Genomic DNA, 15,967 nt, shown 5'->3' with positions numbered 1-15,967 from the left:
CTAAGGCTGTATTAAAGTGGAATGTTGATAACTGTAATAAATTATCAATTTCACTTAAAGATGATTAGGTTTGGTACATCTAGGGTTTATTATAATTAATTAGCTAATGTGAAAAGGGTGTCTGAATTGAAGCGAATAATTATGATCTCATCCATTGTACTCATAGGAGGAGCAGCTTATGTCTTTGCTGCAATAGAAGGGTTGACACCAGAAAAATTGCGAGAAATTTTATTTCGGTGGCAGGGAGCAGCTCCGGCAATTTTCGTGGCAATGCACACCCTAAGACCATTAACTCTGCTTCCATCGTCACTTTTGGTTTTTTTAGCTTCCCTATATTTTGATTTTTGGACTGGTTTAATGTTGAATATTGCAGGATTATTTTTAAATATGAGTTTGGCCTACTTTCTTGGAAAGTATCTAGGACATGAATGGTTAAAGAGTAAATTTCCTGCCAGTAAAAAAGTTATTATGACACTGAACAGCGGGAGTTGGCCCCTCTTAGCCAGTGTCAGGATGGTACCTATTTTCCCGGCAGATCTAGTAAGTTATACATGTGGGGTTTGCAGTATTTCGTATCTTCCCTATATTACAGGTTCAGTGGTAGGTTCTATTCCGGGCTTGACCGTGGTCATGGCGGCAGGTACCGGAATAAGAGGAGGGGAGCTGTTACATCTGCTCCCCTTGTCCTTAATTATGATTTTATTGGCCATTTGGGCCTGGAGAAAAATTATTGTGGTAAGGTGGGGAAACTATAACCTTCGAAGCTGAGCTCTCTCAGAATTTCTGAGAGGGCTTTTTTAGTGTTTTCTCTACTTGCTGAATCGTGCATCAATACAACAGCTCCATTACTGCCTCGCACTCCACCCAGTACATTATTTTTTATAACTTCAGAGCTTGGCGTAGGAGTGGCAGTATCTCCAGCCGACACACTCCAGTTATATAAGGTGTAGCCGTGTTCTTGTAGAATTTCTCTTTTTTCATCGGTCATATTAGGATGTTCTCCACCCGGTGGTCGAAATATTGTGGTTCTTTTCCCTGTGATATCTTTGATTACTTCCTCCGTTTTTAATAATTCCTCTTCAAAGGATTCGGGAGAATCGTAAACTTTATCATAATCGTGGGTATAACTGTGATTAGCAATTAGATGGCCTTCATTGTGGATTCTTCGAATAATATGTGGCATGGCTTCCGCCTGTTGACCAATCACGAAAAAAGTTGCCCTGGCATTGTACTCGTCCAGGATATCCAAAACTTCAGGTGTAATATGACTGGGACCATCATCGAAGGTTAAGTAGACAACTTTACCACTTTGATCTGTCTCAATTGGTTTTAAATCTTCAGCAATTTTTCCAATATCTTTTTCTTGTTCACCTGTACTAATCCTTACTAAATCGTGCTCACTAACCCAATCTACATCTAAGTCGAACAATTCTCCAATGGCTCTCAAGGGGAGCCAGGTAGTTCCCCTACTGGTGAATGGTGCCTCTTCCAATTTTATTATTTCATCATAATTTTTTTCAGCTTTTTTAGTACCAGGGCTTAATTCTAATCTATCCCAATCTTTGATAATGGTGATAATCTCCTCTTCACTGTCCCAGTTGACGCTGGCTCCAACCTGTTCAAAAACGCCCCTTAGCGGTACCATAGTTCTACCATTTTGCAATCTACCTGGTGTCTCTAAAGCTGTGTCGTCTACTACGATGTGGATCTGTTCAACCACGCCTCCCTGGTTCTGAGTACTCTGTTTTGTGGCAGCTTCTGTGATCGGGGGATCTACTAGATTAGCAGAGACTGTCAGAAGTGCTAACATAGTAATGATTAACAACGTAAATTTTGGCAATTTCATTTTATACTCTCCTCCTTCAAAAAAATATTGAATATTTTACTTTAGAATTGAATAAAATATTGTTAATGGGAAATACTAAAAAATTACATAAAATAACAAAAGGTAACAATTACTGAAAATTCAGGACTTATACTAAATTATATAACAAATTTATTCTAATTAGTAGGGGAGATTTTCTTAAGATATAGAAGGATAATTTAGATAAATTTCGACATAAAAAATTAATTAGGCCTATTGTGTTTTGAAAATGATATGGTATAATATCCCGGAACTAAGTAGTAAGGTATAATGTTCAAATGCAGCTGTTGAGGCAATTGTTATTTGCCTGTGAAATAAGGAGGGATCCCTAATGAAAGATGTGAATGTATGCGTCCTGGATTTCAAATCAATCTGCAGATCTTGTGAAGAATGTGATATTTGTGATCTTAATGAAGATTTTAAATGCTCTAATTGCATGAAATGTGTTTTAGATGAGGGAGCCAGCCGCTATATATCTGTTGATGAAATAAAGACAGATGAAAAACCAAGAAAAGGCAGTGACAGTTAATTCTAAAGAAATGATAATTCTGACAAATTGATTAAAAAAACACATAAAAAATTTAATGTAAGTCCAAAGAAGAGTTTCCGAGGAAGATAAGGGGGGAGAACCTATGTTAAGTACGGCAACGTTAGATATGGTCTATTTGGTGGTGATTTTTGGCCTAATATTATGTTTAGTATATGTTGTTATGCATGATGAAGAGTTATCCTTAGTGATTAGCTCTAGTCTGGAAGAAAGTGATTTGGATGGCCGCCTGGACCTGTATCGTGTCAGAAGAATGTTAAATTATCAGTTAAGTGAGGAATACGAACTGACTATTCCAGGTGATACTGAATTTGTAGAAGGTCAGCCCGAAGCAGGTGCTGTGCAGCTGGCTTCCGCAAATGCAGGTGAATTGGCCAGTGAAACAGAGGAAGATAAAAATATCAGGATGTTTAAGGGTGAGGATAACTGGTCCTGGGGTAGGGAAGTTACCCCTGAGGACATTACCGATATAACTCCAATGAACAAAGAGGTAGCAGAAAAGCTTCTCACTCAATCTGAGAACCTGGATCTGGAAATCAGCTTGTTATTAGGGTTGATTGAAGTAGAAAGTAGATTTGACCCTAAAAACGTAAGTCATGCTGGTGCTGTGGGAATAATGCAAATAATGCCCGGCACTGCCCAGGCTTTAGCAGATAAGAATGACTTTGGTTACGAATACGAAAAACTTTTTGATCCTTTCTATAACATAAAACTAGGTACTATTCAGTTGAATTATCTCCTAAACCAGTACGACGGGGATATTCACAAGGCCTTGACTGCATACAATAGAGGGCCTGGTGGTTTGCAAAGTTATATAGCGCGAACCAATTCTGCACAAAGTGGTTTTTCCAGGTGGGTCCTGGAAGAAGCTGAACGATTTGAAGAAGAGTTAAATCGATAAACATCAAAAAGCTATGCTCAGCACAATGTTGGCACATAGGTGCATAAGGGCCCTGATTAATTTGGGGTCCTTTTTTTATTACATTTTGAATTGGAGCTTCCTGATCAGTATGTTAAAAATAAATAGAATTTTATGATTATTTCAAGGAATTATAGTTTCGTCTCACGAAATATAATTATATACATAAATATATACATAAAACTGAGAGCAAAGAGGGATTAATATGCTGCGACAGCTGTCCGGTGAAGAACGCCGGCTTTTAATTTTAGAAGGTAGTCTTTATAAAGCTGTGTTTTTCTTAGCCTGGCCTATGGTTATTCAGTCCTTGATGATGATTTTGGTAGGAGCAGTAGATATGATGATGGTAGGAGCTCTGGGTTCCGATGCTGTTGGTGCTGTAGGCATGGCCAGGCAGGTGATTCAAATTATTGGAATTTCCATTATGGCAGTAGGCGTAGGATCCACAGCCACTATAGCCCGGTATTACGGATATAATGATATTAAAGGAGCAGTTAATGCTACTGGTCAGGCCTTGTATCTATTATTCTTATTTTCTTTAATTATTACCACAGTTGGCCTGGTGTTTTCTGAAGGAATTATGCATCTACTAGGTGCTGAAGGGGATTTATTAACACTGGGTACTGGCTATTTACAGATCTTTTTTGCTGGCTCATTATTTTTCTTAGGAAATTTTACACTGCGATCAATTTTCCAGGGAACCGGTGATACCAAAACACCCACACAAATCGATGTGGCTACTAACTTGCTCAATATAGCTTTAAATTATTTATTGATTTTTGGTGTCGGCCCAGTACCAGCTTTGGGAGTGCCCGGTGCGGCACTGGGCAGTTTATTATCCAGGGTATTTGCTTTTTCTGTTGGGCTGTATGCTTTAAAACACCGGGGTTTCTATTATATTCCCTCTGTGAAGGAATTCATGGAACTGAGCACTCATAAGATGAAACAAATTCTTCGCATCGGAATTCCTGCTGCTCTGCAGGGAATAACGAGAAGTGGAGGAAATATAGTGGTCTTGGGGATGATTGCCAGGACAGCTGCCGGAAATGATGCGGTCTCAGGTTACAGTGTGGGATTAATGGTTTTTGCCTTCGCCTTGTTTCCTGCTCAGGCAGTGGGTAAATCTGCAGCTACTATCATTGGTATGAATTTGGGAGCTTATCAAAAGGATAGAGCTGAGGAAAGCGGTTGGAAGTGTACTGGCATGGGAATGGGCATCATCGCCCTGTTTTCCTTAATAGTGTTTATCTTTGCTCCCCAGTTCATCCGCTTATTTGTAGATGATCCGGAAGTTGTGCGGATTGGTGCGAGCTTTGTCAGAATCCTGGCTGTAGTGGAGCCAATCCATGCCATGGGTTTAATACTGGCAAATGCTTTGCACGGTGCAGGAGAAACCGTGGTTCCCTTCTATATCTCCTTACTATCTTGGGTGATATTACGAGTGCCCTTCGCATATTTCTTTGCCTTTGGCTTGGGTTTTCAAGAAACGGGTATCTGGATTGGAATAGCTGTAACACAGGTGATTCAAGGTGTATTGACTGCCTTAAAATTCCGAGAAGGTAAGTGGAAGGACAAAGAAATTACAGAAAGCTCCTCTGAAAATTTTTCCAGTAAAGTGACAGGAAAGGCGTAACTTATGGCGAATACCTTATATAGTAGTAATAATTTTCTGGCTATTCACCATAAGTTCTATGTGGATGATAAAAAATTAGGGGGGTATGGTTATGTTTAGATTATTTCACGGTGAAGATTATCGGTTTGAACATTTCCTGGCTCTGGGTGTTAAAAAAACGGGTAAAAGCACCTTGCTGGGAAACATGATTTTGAATGATATCGAACGTGGCGATGGAGTGATAGCCTTTGATACCCAAGGGTCGCTGGCCAGTCGTGTTATAGAGCATATTAAAGTTGACCGAAGAGATATTTATTATCTTGATTGTACTCACAAGTTTTATCCCCTTGGCTGGAACATTTTTGAATTGCATTCTCAGACTAATCAAATTAAGGACCGTGAAAGACAACTGATCAAAGATTACTTTCCTATACTGGTCAAAGGTTTGATAGAAAAAGGATTAGATGAAGGCGAATTTTCAGAAGAAGTGTACAAATACTTGAGCCAATTGGCTGATACGGCCTTAACTTATTCGCTGACCACTCTGGACGGTTTTAAGGTTCTTAAAGGCGATAAAAGTCCTATCGAATCACTACAAGAGGAAATGTCACAAGAAGAACACGAGTTCTGGAATCAGGAAGCAGTCAAAATTGAAGAAAATAATCCAGATATATTTTCTGAATTAAAAGAGAAAATAAATTACCTAATGGACAATGAATTAATTAAGAGGATTTCTAAAGAGCAAAAATCTACATTTAATTTAAAAAAGGTTATGGATAGAGGACAGGTATTGATTTTCAATCTTCCTCAGGATGAATTGGGCTATACCGCTTCCAGAGTAATGATGGATCTGGTCTTGCTAAAGTTAAAGGTATCCTCTGAGCTAAGAGAAGAGTTTAGTACCGAATTAGTACCTTGCTACATGTACTTTAACGAACTTCCGGCATATCCTTCAGTTTTAAAAACTCATGTCCTGAGAGAATGGTTGAAAACAGGTGAAAAGCTCAAAATTTCACTGAATATGACTCAGCGAAGCCGAGGTATTTTCCACAAGTACTCCGCCTTGACAGAACATTGCCGCGTATTGGCTTTTTTCCGTCTCGAAGAAGAGGATGCGGCCTTTGTTGATACAAAATACTTCCCTAATAGTCACTTAAATAAAGAAAAGTTAGAATCCCTAGAACTAGGCCAGGTTGCTCTGTATACCTTAAATGAAGATAGACAAAGAATTGTATTAGAGACACGCACTACTCCCATGCCTCAAGTAAAAGAACTTCACAACTTACAAGAGATTTTGGAACGTTCGGTGGAAGCCAGGGCTAAAACTTTAAAAGATTTAATTGATTAGTATGCCATTGGTCAAGTTTGAAACAGTCGTCACGCTTTCTCGTGACTTTAGTCATAAGAGGTTTAAATGCAATATTGGAGGTGATAGATTATGAGCAAGGTTAAGTCAACGATAATGATACTGATATTAAGCTTTTCTTTGATTATCATTCCTGGTTGTAATAATGATGAAGAAGAACAAACAGGAAATGACACTGCTGAAAAGGATGATAATGGAAAAGAAATTGAAGAGGTGTCCGAAGAAATAGAACTGACACGACGGGAAACTCCTCAGTTTATCTCCGATGACGAAATTGTATACTCCGGTTTGCGCACAGAGTATATCGATGAAGAGGATGAGCAAGAACTTTGGGAAATTTACTATCTAGATTTACAGGAAGAGACGGATGAAATCCTATTTGAAAAGATGTGGTCTGGTATTCTTCCTTTAATGGACTATTCTGGCGAATATTTATTCGTTCCTTCTGGTGATCAGGAATTGGAGATAATTAATGAGGATTTAGAGACTGTTGATATTTTGATGGCTGACTGGGCCAGGCATTTTCCAGGAGATGATTATCTGTATTTCAAACCAGCAGGTATGGAGCCCGGTCAAAGTAAGCTAGAAAAATACAACCTAGAGTCTTCGGATTTTGAGACAATTTACGATTCGGAGGGTTATTTGGAACTTGAGATGATATCCCAAGGCCAGGGGATAATGTACGAAGAATACAACACAGATTATCATCTTAAAGAAATTGACCTGGCTGAAGGAACTACTGAAGACATTATCTCATTGAATGATGCAGCTCTTGATATGGATGCTGGTTTTGTAGAGCCACAAGAACAGGAGATGATATTTATAGTTCAGGATACTGGAGCCAGCTCGATACTGTACGGTTATGACCTGGAAGGCAATGAACAGGAGAGTCTGGAACTAGAAGGTTTTGAACCAAAAGTAATGCTTTCTCCCCAGGGCAATCATTTGGTCGTAAAAACAGAAGACAAGGGTGGTCCCACGGCAGAAATTATAGATCTAGAAAATTTTGATATTATAGAAACCCTGGAATTGAACAATGCCTCCTGGTCTCCCGACGGTAATCGCCTGGTTTACGAAACACCCCTTCGAGATGTGGAAATATACGAATTAGAATCTCAAGAGATCCAAGAGGTTCCATACCCAACTGAATAAATATCAGGAAAAACCTCATAAAATTTATGAGTATGATATGTATCACAGACCCGGCCAAAATTCGCTGCTAAAATGAACATAACAATTCAACACAGAGGAGGTAATTAAAATGGTAAAGAGAAAAATTGTGCGTATAGATGAAGAAAAATGTGATGGCTGTGGTCTGTGTGTACCAGCATGTGAAGAAGGTGCTATTCAAATAGTGGACGGGAAAGCACGTCTATTGGACGATAAGTTATGTGACGGTTTAGGTGACTGCCTGGGTGAGTGTCCTCAGGGTGCCATTGAAATCATTGAAAGAGAAGCTGATGAATTTGACGAAGAAGCAGTTAAAGAAAGGCTAAAAGAATTGAAATCTGAACAACAAGCCAAAACTGAAGCAACAGCAGGGGGATGCCCCGGAAGCCGCATGATGCAAATGCAGAATGGTGGAGGTTGTCCTAGCAGCAGACCTCAATCAAATCCCGGAAAAGCTAAAGAACAAAAAGAAACTGGATCAGAGGAAGATGAATGTCAAGCTGTTTCCCAACTGACTCAATGGCCGGTTCAATTACATTTAGTATCACCCCATGCCCCATACTTTGATGGAAGTGATCTGTTAATCGCAGCGGATTGTGTACCCTTTGCCTATCCGGAATTTCACAACAATTTGCTTAAAGATAAAAGCGTAGCAATAGGTTGTCCTAAATTGGATGACGGCAACAGTTATGTAGAAAAACTGGCACAAATTTTCACAGTAAATGATATCAACAGTGTAACTGTAGCTATAATGGAAGTACCTTGCTGTTCAGGGATGCTTTCCATCGTCAAAAAAGCCTTAGAACTATCTGAACAGAATATTCCCCTGGAGCAAGTTGTCATTGGCGTACAAGGTGACAAAAAATAAATCTATAAGATATAAAATAATTTAAAAAAGATAAACAGCCTAAGAGACAAAAGCCGAATAACAACAAAAAGTAAGCATATAATTTAGAGCCTCATGTCCCTTTCCAATTCTAAAATTTTGGAAAGGGCTCCTTGGGCTCTTTTTTATTTTATTGATAAGTGATAATATGACTGCTAGGGATTAAGTGATAGCTATTTTATTATAAATATTAAGTGAGAGGTGAGGGGAATGGCCGGGGGAGCTCAATTAGCCCAGCAGAATAAACGCGACCTGACTACAGGTAGTATACCGAAAAAACTAATAAGATTGGCACTTCCCATTATGGGGGGTATGTTTCTCCAAACGATATTCAATATAGTAGACACTTTTTTTGTAAGTCAGCTGGGTCATAATGCTATTGCGGCAGTTAGCATGAATATGCCCATCTTATTTATTCTAATAGCCATGGGTAATGCTGTGGCCGTTGGTACCAGTTCTTATATTGCTCGCAGTATTGGAGCAGGCGAAGATGAAAAAGCACGGAAAACAGCATCCCAAGCCATAACCCTGGCAGTAATCCTAGGGATAGTTGCCACAATTATAGGTGTCAGTTTTGCCCCATATATAATTTCATTTATGGGAGCCGAAGGAGAATTGTATTCTTTGGCAGTGGAATATACCAGCATCATATTCTGGGGTAATTTGATATTCTTTTTATTTTTGGCTTTAGATGGAGTTCTCCGGGGAGAAGGAGATATGAAAACCTCAATGATGAAGCAAGTGGTTGGGGTTGGTTTCAATATTCTTTTGGATCCGATTTTTATATTTGGACTGGGGCCTGTGCCTGCCATGGGAGTTGCAGGAGCGGCCTTAGCCATAGTACTTAGTAGGTTTTTAGGATTATTATTTCTGGTATGGCACTTTTCTACGGGAAGGTCTACAATTAAATTTAATATGACCAAGTTTGTCTTTGAATCGGAAATTATCAAACAAATCATGGCTGTCGGATTGCCTACATCAGCCTCTCAGGCCATGATGTCTTTGACTCTGTTTGTATACAATCGTCTAGCTTCTGGTTTCGGTGACGAAGCCGTGGCTGCCCTGGGCCTTGGCTTTAGGATAGATTCCCTGGCAATACTGCCTGGAATTGCTATTGGAATTAGTATGGTTACCATGGTGGGACAAAATTATGGAGCTGGTGAACTCGAACGAGTACGTAGGTCTTATTGGACTGCCCAGGCCATGGCTGCTGGTTTTATGGCCTCTGTAGGTGTATTTTTATTTGCGTTTCCGGAATTTTTTATTGGCATATTTTCCCAGGAACAAGACGTTATGAGTCACGGAGTCAGTTACCTTAGGATATTACCTATCTTTTATCCCTTCCTGGGTAGTGGCCTGATTTCAGCTCATTCATTCCAAGGACTGGGCAAAGCCATTCCGGCTCTGATTATCAGTCTAATCAGGGTTGGTCTGGTGGGGATCCCTCTGGCTCTATTTTTGACTTCTCAAACTGGTTTGGGAGCGTCCGGAATCTGGCTAGCCCTTGGATTAAGTGATTTCACCTTTTTCGGTGTGGGAATGCTTTGGTTCAAGAGTACCTTTAAGAGGATGACTAGATTTGTCCATTCATAGTAAAAAGTGAATTATTACTTTTTTCCCAAGTAAAAATAGCTATTTTCATCGGATTGGGCCACCTGTGTTGTCAGGCGGTTTTTTTCTGCCATTTTTTGAAGTTCACTAATAGGTGGGAGCAGGTGATTTGAAACAGGATTACCTAAACTTTTATGCATGTCATTAATTTCTGCTCTGGACTTGGAATGGAGAATGCAAAGTTCTCCACCGGTTATCAGAGATTTGCTTAAATGTCTTAAAACTCGGCTTTTATCGTTCAAGTGAGGGAATACAGAGTATAGGATTATCAAATCAAACTGTTCATTTTGAAAAGGTTCTGTTTCTACATCTAGTTCTTGAAACTTAATGCGTTGGTCACGATATTTTCCTTTTGCCTTGGCAATCATCTGTGGTGATAAGTCAACAGCTAGAATTGAAGCTGTCTCTGATAGATTTGGGAGTAAAAACTTTAGCATGATGCCGGTACCGGTTCCTACATCAAGTACTCTATTCTTCGACTCGAAATCAATATAACTCAGGGAATCCCGGATGATATCTTCATTGTGAACAATGCGGTCATCCCAGTACTGGGATGCTGTATCAAAAAAGGCTTTTGTTTCTTGTCTTTCATTCGTATTTTCTTGCTTTTCATCCGTATTTACATCATTCTCATTATTTGTAGATTCATTATTGTTTGACTTTTTATTAATATCCACTTGTATCCCTCCTGTTTAAGCATTAGACTTACTTTTCTGGCGGCAAATTTACTTACTTTCTAGGCGGTTAATTATTAAAGGTATTAAGAATAACTGCAACCCTATTCCAGGTAAACCAGTTACTACGGCTCCGCTTAGATAAGCCATGGGATAATCTAGCTGTTGAAAGCCAAAGACAGTGATCAACAACCAAACCATTAAACCAGCCACTAAACGCCCACCAATCATACTTCCTATTAATGAAATTAAGGCCCCTCTACTTTTGTTATATAAAAGTCCAGCTAAAAGACCGTATGTACCCAATTCCATAATCATGATGGGAAGCATAGGGATAGGAGATAAGGGAGGCATTCCGGTGACCAGGTGGCTAATTAAAGGGGTGATCATCCCAATACACAGGCCGTATAGACCGCCTAAATAAAAACCGGCTAGAAGAACCGGGATATGCATAGGCAAAAAAATGGATCCAGCAATTCCGGCTATATGAAATGGTATCGGTAATAAGACTCCTAGTGCAATAAAAAGACCGGCAAAGGCTAATTGTACCGGTGAGTTCTTGGCTAGAGTATTCATTTTTTAACAGCTCCTCTCTAATTGGTGATTCTTTTGTTGAAATTTCCTTTCTTTGTGGAAGTTTTCGGTGAACAATTTCCCAAATAAACTATTCTGTGAGGAGGGGCAGTATTCCTGCACACTAAAAGTATTCGATTTTTAAAAAATAATAAAAAAGTAAAATAAAAAAAACCGCTGTTACTGATTGTTAGTAACAACGGTTAACGATTTATGACAGTCTGATTATGACAGTCTAACAGCGACTGACAGTTGTTTACTTTCGTTTTAGTTTTGGCTTTCGATAACGCGAAAGGTAATCCTGGGACCAGCCTCGATAGTTTATCCTGCTGCTTAAGGCCAGGAACAGCAAAGCCGGTAATATACCGACAACTGATCCTGCTAGAATATCCAGAGGAAAATGGATACCGGTATATATTCTAGCTATGCCTACTAATGCAGCTAGTAGGGCAACGAAAGGAAATGCGTTTCGAAAATAAACCAAAAAGAAACCTGCTATGGCAAAGCTGGCAGCCGTATGGTTGCTGGGTAGCGAAGGTCTGATATCCTGTTCAATCATGGGCTCTAAATCAAAAATAACAAAGGGCCTTTCTCGTTGCACTAGCTCCCGGATAAAATCTGACAATATAATTGGTATAAGTACCAAAAGGGCTGCTATTAACATGGTTCCTATTAATCCGGTCCAACTGATCTCGCTCCGTTGTAGTTTTTGATATCTGTTAAGAAATAACAGGATAAATCCGACGAGAAAAAGTATTCCCATGAAATACTTGGACTGGCCTGCTATAAAAATGAAGATTCCATCCAAGGCGGGAAAAGTGCCTTGGATGGATTGAAATGCTTGAAATATTGCTTTGTCCAATTCAGCTATCATGGATTATCAACTCCGCGTAAAACTTATATAGTTTAGACTTAAACTTAAATTTAAACTAATTTCAAGAATTTTTCAAGATTCTATTTTTCACGGATTACAATGGAGTTACCAATATTTCTTATCCCATTGGAGGGGTTATTTTGAAATTCATTGTCAAACCACATCATTGTGGAACCGCCTCCATCCAGGTTTAGGGCGTCTTGAGCACCTCGGTCCTTCATGAAATTTCCAAGCTCTTCTAAGGTCATACCAATGCTCAATCCACTTTGCCTTCCGTCTACAGCAGTTAATAGTAGTTGGCCATCTCGGGTGACTCCGACAGCAGTTCTGGGAGACCGCCCTTGAGAAACATTGTCTGAGATAACCTCTTCCATAGAACGAATATCTACTTCACCCTTTTCTAAAATCCTTGGTCCTCCTCCGAGGGCAAAGACAACATCTTCCACGTTTTTGCTTTGTCCCATGTTCCAATGTAATTTAGTTGTCATACCGGTTTCAAGTTCATCGATTAAATCTTGGTTTGCTCTAACATATTGCTCGTGAATGGACAATACATAACCATCATCGGGTATCTGGCTGTCACCATGGTTTATAGCAATGATTTCCTCGTCTGAAATAACAATTTCTTTATGACCTCTAAAAGTTGAAGAGGTGGTACCTGTAGTGTTACCTTGCTCAGGTGTATAGACAATTAATTCTTCCCGACCTCTACTTCTGTTCACACCGTCAATTGATAGATTTGTATTGATGTCATCAATATACATAAGCCCACCGTTAAAGGCAGTCCTCTCTATTGTAGCTTCCCCATCCTTTGAGTAGAAGAAAGCTGATCTGTTGGGCATAGGTTCTCGGATCAATCTTTGATCCGATATGTAAAGACCAATCGGATGACCTGCACGCCAGTAAAACCCTCCATTGATAGCTGCTATAGCATTATTTCTTTTGGCCATGGAATCTAGTCTCTCAAATCCGGAAAAACCGTCTTGAGCCATGATTAGTTCAGGTTTGACATCACCATGGGGATCTAGTCGTAGTTCGTGAATTTTTATCGGTCCATTTTCTTGGCCTTTTCTAATGGAGGTATATTTCAACCCATTGGCAATTTCTTGTTCCTCTAAAATTGTTTCAAAAACTTTCGGGATGGTAACAATCAAAGAGGTACTTTCTCCGTCATTCTTTGAGATATCAGGGTCCAATTCAGGTACAGGATAATTTAACTCAACAGTTATTTTACCCTTGTAAGTACTAACAGTATCCCCGATTTCAGTATTTTCGTCCTCTTCAATAACAGTATCTTCCATAACTTCTTCTACTTTTTGTTCTGTTACTACAGTAGTTGCTGATAATTTGTCTAACAGTTGATTGTCAAAATCCCAGTTTTTATCCTCAATTTTACTATTTTTCACAGTGATTATAAACTGCTCTTCATTTTTAGAAAAATCCACTTCATGTTGGGGGAAATCAGTCCCAGCACGTTCAGTGATTATATCAATTTTTTTATCTTCAAATTTTACTTGTAAATCAAGTTCTTCAGTTCTAGCGTCAATCTGTTCCTGAATATCTTTAATCTTGTCTTCTTCATCATTTGGTTCAACTTCAGTTTCTTTCTCATCTTCCTCATCTTTTTCTTCAGGTTGTTCTGGCTCTTGTTGATCCTTTTCCTCATCTTCTTCCTGGTCTTTTTCTTTCTGATCTTCGTCAACTTCTTCTGGTTCATCAGCTATTTCCTCATCTTCATCCTGATCCGGAGAGACCAAGGAAACGGTTCTAGAAGACTCGTCCCATATTACGTAATAACCAAAGTTTTCTGCCAAGAATCTCAGGGGTACAAAGGATCTACCCTCATCAATAAACATGGGAGCATCAAGTTGAGTTTTTTCTGGTACTTCTTCACCGGGACTGTAAGTCCTAGCTACATCACTATCGACTTGCATTCGAACTTCAGTGTCGTCTTTGATAATGATAGCTTCTTGATCGGCTTCCGAATAATCTACATAGGCTCCTAGAGTTTCGGAAATGTTTCGGACAGGGCCTAATAGACGTCCGTTTCTTAAACGGGGTAATAAACCTTCTGTAATTTCTTCTTCATCAATAAAGACAGGGATGCCAGGGTCATCATTCACCTGCATTGCAGCTTGGGCCTGAGATATTCCCCCTGGCAGGACAGACCCGGCGAAAAACATTAGTGTGATGAGCATGATAGGCACAATGCTCATACGAATTCTAAATTTTTTCATCTTATTTGTTCTTCACCTCCAAAGTTTTGTCTGGTCACTGGCGTGATGTTTAGAAAACTTAAAACAGCCATCACTATTTTTAGACGAATTACGCGGGAAAAAAGTTCTAAAAAATCATTTCCCCGTTGACAAATTGTTTAGTAAGATTGCTTTCCGGTTCTGAAAAAATTTGGTCTATTGGGCCTTCTTCAATTAGTTTACCTTGATAAATAAACATGCCCCGAGTCGCTATTCGCTTGGCTTGAAACATGTTATGGGTAACCATTATAACTGTAGTGTGTTCTTGAGAGTACAAAGAGTTAACCTTATTTTCAATCAATTTAATATTCCCTGGGTCTAAATTACCCGTAGGTTCGTCTAAAAGCAGAACTCTAGGCTTAAAGGCCATAGCTCTCGCCAAGGCTACTCGCTGAGCCTCTCCTCCTGATAGAGAAGCGGCCTTTCTTTTTTTTAACTCTAGAATTCCCATTTCTTTCAGTGAATTTTCAGCAATTTTAAAAGCTTTTTTACTAGGATAACCTCTTACTTTCAATCCGTAAGCTACGTTTTCTAAAACCGTAGTATTAAAGAGATGAGGTTTTTGAAACACTAAAGTCATTTCTTTTTGGAGCTGGCGTAGGTTTTTTTTGTTAAATAGCTCTTTATTTAGGAAATAAACTTCCCCAGAAGTTGGCTGAGATAATCCGTTAAGTATCCTGACAAGAGTACTTTTACCGGCACCGCTTGGACCAATTATGCCGTAAACTTCACCTTCTTTTAATGTTAAATCAGGTACTGATAATATTGTTTGCCCACTTTCTTGTTTTATAACATTTTTGAGCCGGTACAGACTTGTTAAATTTTCACTTGAATACTCATTTATTTCGATTTTTTTATCGCCCATATCTTGACTCTCCCTGTAAAAAGTATAGAATGAAATTGAACAGGAAAGCTAAAAACAGCAAAATGAAACCCAGCCCTAGGGCCAGGGCGGTATTACCACGCCGGACTTCGAGCAAAATAGCTGTAGTCATAACTCTAGTTTGTCCTTCTATATTACCACCTACCAGCATAACTGCTCCTACTTCGGAAATAACCCGTCCAAAACCGGCTAAAATAGCTCCTAAAATTGCATTACGAGATTCGATCACTACAGTCCATGCAGTTTTTAAAGGACCTGCGCCCAGGGTGATTGCCACTTCGCGTAGCTGTTTTCCTCTTTCCTGAACGCCTAATAAGGTTAATGCTGTAATCAAAGGTAATGACAGGATAGTTTGGGCAATTATCATGACAGTAGGTGTAAATAACAATTCTAAATGTCCTAAAGGACCGCCTCTAGTAAAAACTAAAAATATAAATAGACCAACCACCACAGGTGGAGTACCCATTAGAGTGTAAATAATTACAGAAATATAAGATAGACGTCCTTTAATATAGAGCCCCAAAAAAGTACCTAATGGGACTCCGATAAGGGTGGCTAGTCCAATGGCTATTCCTGATACTTGTAATGATAAAATGATAATTTCCCAGAGATCACTGTCAAGAGAAAGTACTAATTGGAATGCTTCTAAAAAACCATCCATAATTCTCACCACCATAAAATCAATCTCTTCATAAGTATAAGTTAATATAAATACATTTGCAATTAGGGGAGA

Annotated in this window: 15 protein-coding genes; 8 read left to right on the top strand and 7 right to left on the bottom strand. The window is 39.2% G+C overall.

The annotated features are described in order from the left end of the window. Window positions 1-126 precede the first annotated feature (126 nt). Window positions 127-768, top strand: coding sequence for a TVP38/TMEM64 family protein (locus NTHER_RS11670; protein WP_012448715.1), 642 nt, complete (start codon window positions 127-129; stop codon window positions 766-768). Here the strand turns inward: NTHER_RS11670 and NTHER_RS15360 are convergent. Further along, entirely contained in the window at window positions 728-1,846 is a 1,119-nt protein-coding gene (locus tag NTHER_RS15360; RefSeq protein WP_012448714.1) for a polysaccharide deacetylase family protein, read from the bottom strand. The genes NTHER_RS11670 and NTHER_RS15360 overlap by 41 nt on opposite strands. Before the next feature lie 349 nt (window positions 1,847-2,195). Here NTHER_RS15360 and NTHER_RS11660 point away from each other — a divergent pair, with 349 nt between their 5' ends. The 7 genes from NTHER_RS11660 (at window position 2,196) to NTHER_RS11630 (ending at window position 9,957) form a co-directional block, all read left to right on the top strand. Next, entirely contained in the window at window positions 2,196-2,393 is a 198-nt protein-coding gene (locus NTHER_RS11660) for a hypothetical protein (RefSeq protein WP_012448713.1), read from the top strand. A 103-nt stretch (window positions 2,394-2,496) separates the two neighbouring features. Continuing rightward, on the top strand, window positions 2,497-3,312 hold the full coding sequence (locus tag NTHER_RS15355) for a lytic transglycosylase domain-containing protein (protein WP_012448712.1): 816 nt from the start codon (window positions 2,497-2,499) through the stop codon (window positions 3,310-3,312). A gap of 223 nt (window positions 3,313-3,535) precedes the next feature. Beyond that, entirely contained in the window at window positions 3,536-4,963 is a 1,428-nt protein-coding gene (locus NTHER_RS11650) for an MATE family efflux transporter (protein WP_012448711.1), read from the top strand. Between the two features lie 91 nt (window positions 4,964-5,054). Next, a complete protein-coding gene (locus NTHER_RS11645; RefSeq protein ID WP_012448710.1) occupies window positions 5,055-6,290 on the top strand; it encodes a type IV secretory system conjugative DNA transfer family protein in 1,236 nt (411 codons plus the stop codon). Window positions 6,291-6,380: 90 nt separating this feature from the next. Continuing rightward, a complete protein-coding gene (locus tag NTHER_RS11640; protein WP_012448709.1) occupies window positions 6,381-7,460 on the top strand; it encodes a hypothetical protein in 1,080 nt (359 codons plus the stop codon). 109 nt (window positions 7,461-7,569) lie between these two features. Continuing rightward, window positions 7,570-8,346, top strand: coding sequence for an ATP-binding protein (locus NTHER_RS11635; RefSeq protein ID WP_012448708.1), 777 nt, complete (start codon window positions 7,570-7,572; stop codon window positions 8,344-8,346). 228 nt (window positions 8,347-8,574) lie between these two features. Further along, complete coding sequence (locus NTHER_RS11630; RefSeq protein WP_012448707.1) at window positions 8,575-9,957, top strand: MATE family efflux transporter; 1,383 nt, start codon at window positions 8,575-8,577, stop codon at window positions 9,955-9,957. A 14-nt stretch (window positions 9,958-9,971) separates the two neighbouring features. On the opposite strand, the gene NTHER_RS11625 is transcribed toward NTHER_RS11630, so the two are convergent. The 6 genes from NTHER_RS11625 to NTHER_RS11600 form a co-directional block, all read right to left on the bottom strand. Beyond that, on the bottom strand, window positions 9,972-10,652 hold the full coding sequence (locus NTHER_RS11625; protein WP_012448706.1) for a class I SAM-dependent methyltransferase: 681 nt from the start codon (window positions 10,650-10,652) through the stop codon (window positions 9,972-9,974). Window positions 10,653-10,700: 48 nt separating this feature from the next. Further along, on the bottom strand, window positions 10,701-11,225 hold the full coding sequence (locus NTHER_RS11620; RefSeq protein ID WP_012448705.1) for an ECF transporter S component: 525 nt from the start codon (window positions 11,223-11,225) through the stop codon (window positions 10,701-10,703). A gap of 253 nt (window positions 11,226-11,478) precedes the next feature. Beyond that, window positions 11,479-12,096 carry a phosphatase PAP2 family protein gene (locus NTHER_RS15350; protein WP_012448704.1) on the bottom strand — a complete coding sequence of 206 codons (618 nt, stop codon included), beginning with the start codon at window positions 12,094-12,096 and terminating at the stop codon, window positions 11,479-11,481. Window positions 12,097-12,176: 80 nt separating this feature from the next. After that, window positions 12,177-14,333, bottom strand: a complete 2,157-nt coding sequence (locus NTHER_RS11610; RefSeq protein WP_012448703.1) for a phosphodiester glycosidase family protein — start codon at window positions 14,331-14,333, stop codon at window positions 12,177-12,179. A 106-nt stretch (window positions 14,334-14,439) separates the two neighbouring features. Next, window positions 14,440-15,216: an ATP-binding cassette domain-containing protein gene (locus NTHER_RS11605; RefSeq protein WP_012448702.1), complete on the bottom strand. Its 777-nt coding sequence runs from the start codon at window positions 15,214-15,216 to the stop codon at window positions 14,440-14,442. Then, window positions 15,206-15,895 carry an ABC transporter permease gene (locus tag NTHER_RS11600; RefSeq protein ID WP_012448701.1) on the bottom strand — a complete coding sequence of 230 codons (690 nt, stop codon included), beginning with the start codon at window positions 15,893-15,895 and terminating at the stop codon, window positions 15,206-15,208. Before NTHER_RS11600 ends, NTHER_RS11605 begins: the two co-directional genes overlap by 11 nt. Window positions 15,896-15,967 lie beyond the last annotated feature (72 nt).

It is taken from the genome of Natranaerobius thermophilus JW/NM-WN-LF, from assembly GCF_000020005.1.
GTDB classification, from domain to species: Bacteria; Bacillota; Natranaerobiia; order Natranaerobiales; family Natranaerobiaceae; genus Natranaerobius; species Natranaerobius thermophilus.
This window is presented reverse-complemented; position numbering and strand designations above follow the sequence as displayed.